Consider the following 9,931-nt stretch of genomic DNA (forward strand, 5'->3'; position numbering starts at 1 on the left):
CACGACCGAGTCATAAGCCTCCCCGAGGTTCGGGCTATCTATCAGGCTACGTTTGAAATTGGAGAGTTGTGGGGGCCGCTGTTTCGTATTCTGTTGTTGACCGGCCAACGTCGCGGAGAGATTGCCTGCCTTCGTTGGGCCAACATTGACGCACCCAATGCGCGAATTGAACTTGAAAGCCGACAGACCAAAAACAGAAAGCCCCATATTGTTCATTTGTCGCTCCCCGCTTTGACGGCTTTGGAAGCTAGAAGGCAAATATCTGGCGAGACTGAGTTTGTCTTCACAACGAACGGCAAGACCCCTTCCTCGGGAATTTCTAAGGCCAAGGCTCGTTTGGACAAGCTTTTGGGCCAAGACTTCTCGCCGTGGCGACTGCATGATTTGCGCAGATCAATGGCAACCGCACTAGCTGCATCAGGAATCCCTGAAGGCGTTGTTGACCGTATCCAGAACCACGCAGCCACGAGCAGCGCACCGAGTGCCGTTGCCAGGGTGTATCAGCAGGCGGACCTCTTGCCTCAACGCGCAGCCGCGCTGGATCGATGGGCGGACATGGTGACCGACGAAACCGCAATAGTTGTAAGGATAGCCAAGTGATGGATTACGGGAAGCACGATAGGCTAAGAACTAACCTGGTCGAGATGCTGCCCAAACATTTTGAAGGTATCAAGGACGGTGAGGGCGTAGCGCGAGAGCTACTTTCACATCTAAGCGTTTCTGCTGCAATGGAGGAAATGGAAAGCAACGACAAGCCGCCGAATAAAGACTTTGAGAACCTCGACAAAGCTGCAAGGTACATTGAAAGGGCGTCTTCGTCTTTGAGACGTGTTGGCCTGCACGGTAGTGTAGGCATGGTGGAAATCTTGCAGAGGGTCTTTCCTGAAATGTCCCGTCATGGCTTCGGCTCGGCAGGATCAATGCAGACTGCGCGTGGAATTTTGGTTGACCATTTGGAGAAGATTCAGGCTGAATTGGAAAAGGCCCGCGATAGCATTGACCTAGCTGGGCGGTCATTCAATACAGCTTTTGGCGAAGGCGATGAGTTCGAAGAATTCAGCGGCGTAGGGAAGCAAAAGAAAAGTACTGCCCGCTTCTTCGCACTTGAATTAGCTTATGTGTATTATGCCGAAAGCGGCAAGATCCCGGTGGTTAATACAAATCCATATGATAGGGGAAATCCAGCATATGGCGCCTTTTTCAGCTTCGTGAGTGATGCCTTTGAAGCGGTCGAAATATCTGCGAGCCCCGAGTTTTGGGCGCGTCAGGCATGTAAGGATTTTTCTCCGAAAAAATAGCGGGAAACTCCTTTATTCTGAGTTTTGTCCATCCATTACCGACCCAGCGTACCCGCAGAAGCGTTGGGATGATCCCAAGCAGCGGATTATGGAGGGGCGATATGAAACGCTTTTTCAAGGTTTCCGAAGCTGTTGAGTATAGCGGCCATAGCCGCAGCGTACTTTACGAAGCGCATAAGCGCGGCAAGCTCATCTTCACCAAGTTCGGCGGCGCTACGCGCATCGAGAAACGTGACTTGGACGCATATCTCGACGCGACGGGCATCAAAGTCGAAGCCGCATAGAAAACCCCAGCCGGACAAGCCGGACTGGGGCGCATTCTTCGCAGCGGTGCCCAGAATGTAACGCAGTTCGGCCTGTTCTTCAATCTCAAAGGAGATACAGGCAAATGACTGGAATCAAAACAAAACCCCCGGCGAACACGCAACGCGTAATGCGTGTTGCCGACCTGCCTCAGGACCGCACCATTGCGTCCTACGAACTGCACAACGGCGACGACAAGCCCTTCATTGTTAGCCTCTGCAAGCGCCAGCGTCAGGTGATGGACCTGCTCATCGCGGGGCCGGTCTACTGCGCCTCCCCGGTGCGCTTGTCCGATGTGGTTCATATCCTCAAGCGCGAAATCGGCCTGGAGGTGGACACCAAGTTCTACCCCGGCAACCCGATTACAGGATCGGGGGCATATGGTGTCTATTTCCTCGACAGCAAGGTGACGCGCATCAATCGCAGCGAGGTGGCGGCATGACCTCGCGCAAGATGCAGATCAACCGCCTACGCCGCCGTCATGGCCTGTCCTTCGCCCGCGCTGCCCTAATCGCAGCTATGGCCTATCCGGAGGGCAGCAAATGACCCCCATCGCAACCATTCGCAAGAATGCACGCGAAGACCTGCGTGTGACCCTGGATGAGTTCCGGGGTCACCACCTTATCAACCTTCGCGTTTGGTTTGACACGGATGACGGCGAACAGCGCCCCGGCAAACAGGGCGTTGCCGTTCGTCTCGACCTCTTGCCGCATCTCAGACAGGCGCTTTCAGAAGCCGAGAAAGAAGCCCGCAAGTTGGGTCTGATTGATCATAAGGGGGCGCATTAATGGGCAGGGATAAGCGCAACGAGCAGCGCCAAGTTCAGTTTACGAAGTGGATACACGCACACAGACTTCTGCCCGCGTGGAAGGCGCTGAGCTTCCCGGCGCGCGATGCCTACTTTCATCTACGCGTTCGTTGTTTTGCCGACACCAAGAACGCGAAAAACAACAACGGTGGGATTTACCGCTCATTGCGTAACCTGGCCAAGGACATGGGGTGCAGCGCCAAAACAGCAGGCGCGGCACTTGCTGACCTACAGGCAAAGGGCTGGATTGTCTGCACTAACCCTTGGAAACGCGGCGCTGACGGAGACGGTAAGACTGCAACCTTCCGCTTGACCATGATGTCGACTGAGAGCCGCCCCGCAACGCGCGAGCCGGAGCTTTGGAAAGAGGGCCACGACTATCCCGTCACCGTTTATCAGGGCTATCGCCCGAAGTCGCGCGCGGCCCGGAAAGCCAATCTCAAAATTCAGAACCCACCCCCCCATTCGGGCACACCCCCGTGCCCGAGTCGGGCACAGTTGAAGGTCGTGAACTCATGAACTGTGCCCGAATAGGATACGCAAATTGCCATTTTGGCGCTCAGACTGTGCCCGAATGGGGAACATATCTAATTACCATCTCCCACAGCGAGGCACAGCATAGGGTTACACTCAGCCTCGTCATGTGCGGCACAGATCAAAGGATTGCTGCATGACACGAAAAAACGGCCAGAAAACGTACACTGACGAGCACGGCAAATTTTCTCCCGGCAATCCGGGCCGTCCCAAGGGTGCGCGGCACAAGGCGACCCGTGCGATTGAGAAACTGTTGGACGGCGAAGCCGAGGGGCTGACCCGCAAGGCGGTGGAAATGGCGCTGGGTGGTGACACCACGGCCCTGCGTTTGTGCCTTGAGCGCATAGCGCCCGCCAGGAAGGACTCGCCGGTTAATTTCGACCTTCCCCCCATGAAATCCGCGCAGGACGCCACAGGGGCCGCACAGGCGGTCCTGCGGGCCGTTTCCGAGGGGCAGCTAACCCCGTTGGAAGGCGCAAGCATCATGGCCTTGGTGGAGGCGTACAGGAAGACACTGGAAACAACAGAACTGGAAAACCGGATCGCAGCATTGGAGGCAGCAAAATGAGCCTGAAAAGTCGGCTGAATAACATCGAGAAGAGGGCTGGTCACGGCGATGACGTAACGGTCGTGCACTTCCGAACAATCTACGAAAACGCAAGCGGCGGGGTGGACGCGGTTTCACGGCGTGCCCTCATCGTTCGCCCAAACAATGCGAGTGAGTGCGTACTAGGGCGGGACGATGAAACCGAAGACCAGTTTCGCGCCCGCGTGGATCGAATTTCAACGTTTCAAGAAGCCAATGAGCAATCAGAAAGGATAAAAGATGACCGAGGTTGAACTGCCAGATGGCACGATTACAGAATTCCCGGACGGCACCCCCCAAGAGGACATTAAGAGAGCGTTGCAAAAGCGGTTTGGGGCCCCAGCGAAAACACAGTTGGATATTGCCAAGAGCCGCATAAAGGCCACGCGAGGGGGGCAACCTTCGGATGGCTCCAGTAATATGTCCGAGAGGGAATTGGCCCTTCGCCGTCGCCAACTCGTTGCCCGTCAGATGGCGGCAAAAGAGAATTTACCCCCAGAGGTTGGGAAACCCTGGACGCAGACTCTCAAAGAAAACGTGTTCGGAGATAACGACGACACCACGCAGAATTTTGGGGAAAAGGTAGGCACGTTTTTGAACAAGGCGGGCGAGAGCCTGACCTTTGGCCTTGTCGGTGACGAGGCAAGCGCAGCAGCGGCGGCAGCAATTCCCGGCGGGCAAGGCTACGACGAGCGTCTTGCCTTCGAGCGTGGCCAAGAGCAGCAGTTCGAGGAAAGCAATCCGGGGCTGGCCCTCACCGCCGAGTTGGCCCCGTTGGCTATTCCCGGCGTTGGCGCGATGGGTGTCGGGGCGAGAGGTGTCGGCCTCGGGGCCAAGATGGCGCGTGGTGCTGCAGTCGCAGGAACGCAGGGCGCGGCATATGGATTCATGGAGGGTGAGGGCGGTTCCGAAGAGCGCCTGCAACAAGCCCAGGACGCTGGCACAATGTCAGCAGTCCTTGGATCGGCCGCGCCGGTTGCCGGTAAGGGAGCGGAACGTTTCCTGAATAACCGCGCTACCAAACGAGCGGTAAACCGGATGGTAAGGGACGCTCTTTCGGCGGATGACCTCAAAGGGCAAGCCTCACGCCTCTACGATGCGGGCAAGGCTCGGGGCCAAGTCGTGACACCAAAAGCCTCACAAGCCATGAAAGCCAACGTAATCGACACACTCAAGCGCGAAGGTGTCATGAGGGCTGACGGGTCACTGATCACGCGAGATCCTGACGCGAAACGCGTGATTGATGAGATGAGCGACCTTGCAAAATTCGGCTTGTCCGGCGCTCAAGTCAAACCCGTGCGTGAGGTCTTTCAGGCAGCGGCACGTGATCGAAACCCGGCACGGGCAAGAATCGGCAAGATCCTCTTGAGAAAGTTCGATGAGATGGTGAATCGGGAAGCCCCGGAATTCCGGCAAGGTGATAATCTGTACTCACGCGCCAAAAAGGCCGAAGCCGTAGATCAAATGATCGATGTGGCTGATACCAGTGACTCCGCCAACGCGCTGCGTCGAGAGTTCCAGAAAGCCGACCGGAGGCATGTAAAGGGCCAGCTTGGCGGCATGACAGATGATGAGGTCACTGCGATGCAGAAGGTGGCCCGAGGCGGCAGGTTCGAAAATGCGGCCAGGGCAGCGGGGCGTTCTGCACCAACCAGCCTGGGAAGCGCGCTCTTTACCGGCGGCATGCCATTCTCTGCTGGTGCGATTGCGGGAAGCCCGACGATTGGTGCGGCAATAGGCGCGGCAGCTCTGGGCGGCGGTATGGCAGGCCGAACGATTGCAAACTCAATTCAGGGCAGGAACGCGGCAATTGCGAGGGCGCTCGCCGCATCTGGCGGTAAAATGCCCAACGCCAAGGCGTCACCTGAACTGGTCGAAATGATTGCGAATGCCTTGATGGCTGGCGCACCACGCGCGGGTTCGCCTTAACCGATCACAAAAGGTGCGAGGGCTGTTGCCATAAGCAGCAGCCCCGCCAGCCCCAGCAAAGTCGATATTACCGCCCATAACATCATGGCGGCATCATCGGACAGCGAGGCGGCATCAAGCGTGGCGTCAATCGCGTCAGGCACCCGCCTAACCAGGTAGGCGGCGATCAAAACGCCGCAGAGGGCCGCGAAAATGCCAAAGACGACCAGAACGGATTGAGCAAGGAAGTACAGCATGCAGCAAAGATATGATGCCGAAGACTCCACTACAAGCACCTCACTTGATGGGGAGGATTGGTTTATGGAAATGATCGAGGGCGAATATCATTCTCTGCCGATCATCAGGACGTTGGATGATTACGCCCACTTCAAGACTGAATTGGAAACCATGCGGGCGCGCTCGGATGGGGACATGATCCCCGCAAGGTTCGCGATGGAATTGGCGCTCTACATTCGTCTTTGCGACCATGAAACAGCGCTAGGCTTGCCTGCGGGCTTCATGCCCAAGGCAGACGGCAAGGGCGGGGTGACATACCCCTCACCTATCCCCGAGGAATGGCTTAGGGCCAGCTAGGAAAGCGAGTGACGCGGATCGCTGCGTGGTATTTTGGTCGCGCAGTTACCCGCGTGAGCCGGAGTGCTGACAGATAGATTTGTTAGCGAAATACTCTCTGGCACGGTCGGACAACCCGTATTTTTCAACATACCATAATAGGATTTCTTCAAGTTCGGCCAGTTGCAATTCCAAAATGCCCATTCCCGATTTCCAGAACTTTTCCCCAAGTATTTCAGTCAATCCTTAATGAATCGTTAATGCCAATTTGAGGTGTACGTTTCTGACCAGAATACAAAACTGGGAGAGCGTAGATGCAGCACGATTTTGATAGGGAAGCAGAAAGATTTGAAACTGTTGTCAAACTGGCTAATGCACCGGAGAGAGAAAGAGCGCAGCTCATCGAAGAATACAAAGCGCGATCCGCTGCCGCCTTTGCCCCTTCAACGCTCAGAAATTACCGCCAGATTACGGCGAACTTTCGAGAATGGTGCAGAACCGCCGGATACAATTCCGAACCACCAATCGAACCAAAGGTTGTTGCGGAGTACATCGACGCAATTGGGGGAAAGGTCAGGCCCACCACAATCGAAACACGCCTTTGGGCAATATCAGAAATGCACAGAGCGTCATTTCAGCCGACGCCGTGCCGTCACAGACTGGTCGAGCTTGCCCTGAAGGCGGTGAAGCGAAAATATGGTGCTGGCGTGCGCCAGGCCCCACCTCTTTGCCGAGCCGAGGCATTAAGGGTGATTCAATCCCTAGGAACCTCACGGCAGGAAATACGCGACAAGGCCGTCATGTGGGTAGCTGCTGACAGTTGGTGTCGTGCATCTGAAATTGTGGCGTTTCGCGTTCGCGACCTAATCCGACAAGATGATGGAAGCAGCCTGCTATATGTCGCAAAATCCAAGACTGACCAATTCGGGCAAGGTGCCTATGCCTTTCTATCCGAACCGGGCACCAAGGCGGTGCTGGAATGGTTGAAAATCCAAGGGTTATCCGACGACGACCCACTTTTAACGAAAAGCCAAGCAAACGCTCGTATCGGTCCAATGGACCCGGCGACCATATCCAGAATTGTGAAACGCTGCACCGGCAGAAAGGACTTATCCGCACACAGCCTCAGAGTCGGGGGCGTGCATGACGCGTTCAGGATTGGGTGTGATTTGTCTTCAATCATGGTTGCGGGTCGGTGGACTTCTCCGGAAATGCCAGCCCGATACGGTCGTAGAATTCTGGCGTCTCAGGCAGCTTCGGCACAAGTGGCAAAAGCAATTTCCGCCAGCGATTGTTGATCAAGAGCGGTAATGGCCATGCGGGCGCAGGCTGTCAGGATGGCGGCAGAGGAAAACGCGGATCGGCTGAGCGGGTTTGTCAGTGGTGGCACGACCGCCGCACCCAAGCTTAGGCTTATCCGCCAGCCACATTATTGATGAAGCAGACCAGAGAGAAACCCGCTCAGTTCAACTACAATTTTTAGCCTTAGCTCCGCCCCGAAGAGCCGCCGCCAGAAGAGCCGCCGCCGCCATCAGAAGGTGTCGGTGTCCGGTTATAGTCGCCGCCGTCTGGCAAGCAATTGCCGCCTGCCGCTCCCGCAGTGTTGCCGCCTGTGCAACCACCGCCGCCAACTTCATTGCCGTATTTGTCGAAGACAGGTTCGGGTGTGATATACGTTGGTTCAGGCTCACGTTGACTGCAAGCCGTCATTAGTAAACCTGCAACTGAAATACAGAGAATCCTTGAATAATTCATAGTAAACTCCCAGCTTTTGCTCTGCGTGTTCCGTATTTGGAACCACGCACACTGATGGTGCCGCTCTTTTCCTCCCCGATCAAGCTTTTCAGTCCCTCTGGACCGTCGCGTGAGAGCCAATTCCCTATATTCAGCGTGATTACAACCGGCCCACAGTGGGCCAAACCTGCAATTTTGTGAAAAGCAGACGGCAGAGGAATACAGACAGTTTGCGTAATTTACCGTGATTGTTTGCAGAGTCGCGACAATCGGGTTGGCTCAATGGTCCGCGACTCATATAGCGGCCACTCGTTTGAAAATGATAAATGGCGTTACCGACACATCGCCCGCCCGCTGACAGAAAGCCAGCGCGCCAGCATTGCGGCACGGGTGGCGAACATGCCTAGGGGCGCTAACCAGCACGACAGAGCATCGGCAAATTTGCCGACCCTTCCCCTTTCCGAGCAAGCTGCGGTGAGGCGAGCCGATGCCATCCGCCACCTTCGCTGTTGAATCGATGACATGGAACAAAACCCGCCTATCCAGGATGAATAGGCCGCGTCAAATTTCTGTCAAACTTTCACCAAAAGCCATCCTTATGCATGGCGCCGGGATGAAACAATTGGACGGCTTCTTATGCTACAGCGCCTTGGTTACAAGCTGATTGACAACGCTATTGCCCTTTATGTCGCCTCTCTGGGGCTAATCGTGCTGGTGTTGGTTTTGTCATAGAGGCGTGAGCATCAAGTCTTTGCTCACGCACCCATTGCCCAAACTTGAGGGCTAGCTGTCAATCGGCATTGAAGTTTGACCCCCTACCGCCGTTTTCATCTATAGGACTAACTCGCTTGAGGCCGTCATCTCCGGCCTCATCAATATATAGTACGTACTCATAAGCTTCTGAAAAAATGGACATAAAGAATGAGAACACCTGACGTGAAAAAGAGTCAACTCGACAAGTTCAAAGAAGCCGCTCGCCAGATAGAGACGGATGATGAAGAGCAGTTTGAGAAAAAGCTGAAGAAGCTAGTGAAGCAGAAGCCGAAGGGCGGGTTGAAAGCTATGTCAGATGCTTGAAACTGCCGCCGCACTTCTTTTCCTGATCGGGGGGCTTTGGCTCGTCTGGCAGTTGTTCGCACTGGTGGGCGATATGGCCGAACGTCGCGGGCAGGATCGCCTTCTTTGGCAAGTTGTTGCCCTCTTCATCAACCCGATTTCGGCAATGATACTTCTGTGGATGTTTTGCAGCGTGGAAGATACCGGCGACCAGTAACCAAGCAACGGCGGCTGGCTTGTCAAATATTCAATCGCCCTTTTTTGCCCTTTAGAAAAACGCCAGCTTCCAGCCTTGTGCCTCTGATAATGTCGCGGACTTCATCCGTGACGCCATCGGCGCGCCCACCGATACACTTTCTAGGAATTAGAAACTTGCGTAGTCTCAGTCCTGTTAGCCACGGGAGATTTCCACATGTGCGGACGCTTCATCGAGCCTGAATTGATCGGCACGGATCAAGAGCACTCAGAGACGAAAATCGACCCCTTCCCAAACCAGCCCGCAATCATCCCGCCACGCGGGCCGCGCCGCTTCAATGTTGCACCGACGCAAAACATCTTGGTCCTCGGCAAATCGCCTATGGTCGCCATGCAGGCGCGCTGGTGGTTGATCCCGTCCTGGCACAAGGGTGATCTGAAAGACTGGAAGGCGACGACATTCAATGCCCGAATTGAGGATGCACAAAACAAGCCGAGCTTTCGCGCTGTGTGGCGGCATGGGCGTTGCCTGATCCCGATGGGGGGTTACTATGAATGGTCGGGCGAGAAAGGCCGGAAACAACCGCATGTGATCATGTCTGGCTGCAATGAACCGACACTATGGGCGGCGGGATTGGCATCACTCTGGCATGACCTGTTGACCTGCACCATGATGACACGCGCGGCCAATCCCGCGATTGAAAGCATCCATGATCGCATGCCCGTAATCCTCGATATTCAGGAGCGTGAGGCGTGGCTGTCTGGAAGTGATGACGTTCAGGGTTTGGGTGCTGCCGTGCGGCTTCGGCATCATCCGGTCAGGAAGTTTGGTGCGCGGGAAGAAGGGCCGCAGTTGATTGAGCCGCTTTAGTTTCGAACCCAGACTGTCTGACGTCAGCACTCGTGGGACAGAATTGAGGTTTAGCTAACGGAGGA

The 9,931-nt window shown here is 55.5% G+C and carries 15 protein-coding genes; 14 read left to right on the forward strand and 1 reads right to left on the reverse strand.

What is annotated here, in order from left to right:
• The 9 genes from QZ522_RS14570 to QZ522_RS14610 form a co-directional block, all read left to right on the forward strand.
• Positions 1-600: site-specific integrase (locus tag QZ522_RS14570; RefSeq protein ID WP_294613052.1), on the forward strand; the 600-nt coding region annotated here is incomplete at its 5' end.
• Positions 600-1,298 (forward strand): hypothetical protein, encoded by a 699-nt coding sequence (locus QZ522_RS14575; RefSeq protein ID WP_294613055.1) that lies wholly within the window; start codon positions 600-602, stop codon positions 1,296-1,298. The genes QZ522_RS14570 and QZ522_RS14575, both read left to right, overlap by 1 nt.
• Before the next feature lie 101 nt (positions 1,299-1,399).
• On the forward strand, positions 1,400-1,582 hold the full coding sequence (locus QZ522_RS14580; RefSeq protein ID WP_294613057.1) for a helix-turn-helix domain-containing protein: 183 nt from the start codon (positions 1,400-1,402) through the stop codon (positions 1,580-1,582).
• A gap of 104 nt (positions 1,583-1,686) precedes the next feature.
• Positions 1,687-2,043 carry a hypothetical protein gene (locus tag QZ522_RS14585; protein WP_294613059.1) on the forward strand — a complete coding sequence of 119 codons (357 nt, stop codon included), beginning with the start codon at positions 1,687-1,689 and terminating at the stop codon, positions 2,041-2,043.
• 100 nt (positions 2,044-2,143) lie between these two features.
• The gene (locus tag QZ522_RS14590; protein WP_294613062.1) at positions 2,144-2,389 is read left to right on the forward strand and encodes a transcriptional coactivator p15/PC4 family protein; all 246 of its coding nucleotides are present in this window, start codon (positions 2,144-2,146) and stop codon (positions 2,387-2,389) included.
• Positions 2,389-2,928: a helix-turn-helix domain-containing protein gene (locus QZ522_RS14595; RefSeq protein WP_294613066.1), complete on the forward strand. Its 540-nt coding sequence runs from the start codon at positions 2,389-2,391 to the stop codon at positions 2,926-2,928. The genes QZ522_RS14590 and QZ522_RS14595 overlap by 1 nt, the downstream gene beginning before the upstream one ends.
• Positions 2,929-3,079: 151 nt before the next feature.
• Entirely contained in the window at positions 3,080-3,511 is a 432-nt protein-coding gene (locus QZ522_RS14600; RefSeq protein ID WP_294613069.1) for a DUF5681 domain-containing protein, read from the forward strand.
• Positions 3,508-3,783, forward strand: a complete 276-nt coding sequence (locus QZ522_RS14605) for a hypothetical protein (RefSeq protein ID WP_294613072.1) — start codon at positions 3,508-3,510, stop codon at positions 3,781-3,783. Before QZ522_RS14600 ends, QZ522_RS14605 begins: the two co-directional genes overlap by 4 nt.
• Complete coding sequence (locus QZ522_RS14610; protein ID WP_294613075.1) at positions 3,770-5,458, forward strand: hypothetical protein; 1,689 nt, start codon at positions 3,770-3,772, stop codon at positions 5,456-5,458. Before QZ522_RS14605 ends, QZ522_RS14610 begins: the two co-directional genes overlap by 14 nt.
• Here the strand turns inward: QZ522_RS14610 and QZ522_RS14615 are convergent.
• Positions 5,455-5,694, reverse strand: coding sequence for a hypothetical protein (locus tag QZ522_RS14615; protein WP_294613078.1), 240 nt, complete (start codon positions 5,692-5,694; stop codon positions 5,455-5,457). The two genes, QZ522_RS14610 and QZ522_RS14615, sit on opposite strands and share 4 nt — an antisense overlap.
• Here QZ522_RS14615 and QZ522_RS14620 point away from each other — a divergent pair.
• The 5 genes from QZ522_RS14620 (at position 5,693) to QZ522_RS14640 (ending at position 9,866) form a co-directional block, all read left to right on the forward strand.
• Positions 5,693-6,031, forward strand: coding sequence for a hypothetical protein (locus tag QZ522_RS14620; RefSeq protein WP_294613081.1), 339 nt, complete (start codon positions 5,693-5,695; stop codon positions 6,029-6,031). The genes QZ522_RS14615 and QZ522_RS14620 overlap by 2 nt on opposite strands.
• A gap of 293 nt (positions 6,032-6,324) precedes the next feature.
• Positions 6,325-7,308, forward strand: coding sequence for a tyrosine-type recombinase/integrase (locus tag QZ522_RS14625; RefSeq protein ID WP_294613084.1), 984 nt, complete (start codon positions 6,325-6,327; stop codon positions 7,306-7,308).
• 1,357 nt (positions 7,309-8,665) lie between these two features.
• Positions 8,666-8,821 carry a hypothetical protein gene (locus QZ522_RS14630; protein ID WP_294613087.1) on the forward strand — a complete coding sequence of 52 codons (156 nt, stop codon included), beginning with the start codon at positions 8,666-8,668 and terminating at the stop codon, positions 8,819-8,821.
• Positions 8,814-9,017: a hypothetical protein gene (locus tag QZ522_RS14635; protein WP_294613090.1), complete on the forward strand. Its 204-nt coding sequence runs from the start codon at positions 8,814-8,816 to the stop codon at positions 9,015-9,017. Before QZ522_RS14630 ends, QZ522_RS14635 begins: the two co-directional genes overlap by 8 nt.
• Positions 9,018-9,212: 195 nt before the next feature.
• Positions 9,213-9,866: an SOS response-associated peptidase gene (locus tag QZ522_RS14640; protein WP_294613093.1), complete on the forward strand. Its 654-nt coding sequence runs from the start codon at positions 9,213-9,215 to the stop codon at positions 9,864-9,866.
• The last annotated feature ends 65 nt before the right edge of the window (positions 9,867-9,931 follow it).

Origin of the sequence: uncultured Roseovarius sp. (assembly GCF_913054395.1) — a bacterium.
Classification (GTDB): domain Bacteria; phylum Pseudomonadota; class Alphaproteobacteria; order Rhodobacterales; family Rhodobacteraceae; genus Roseovarius.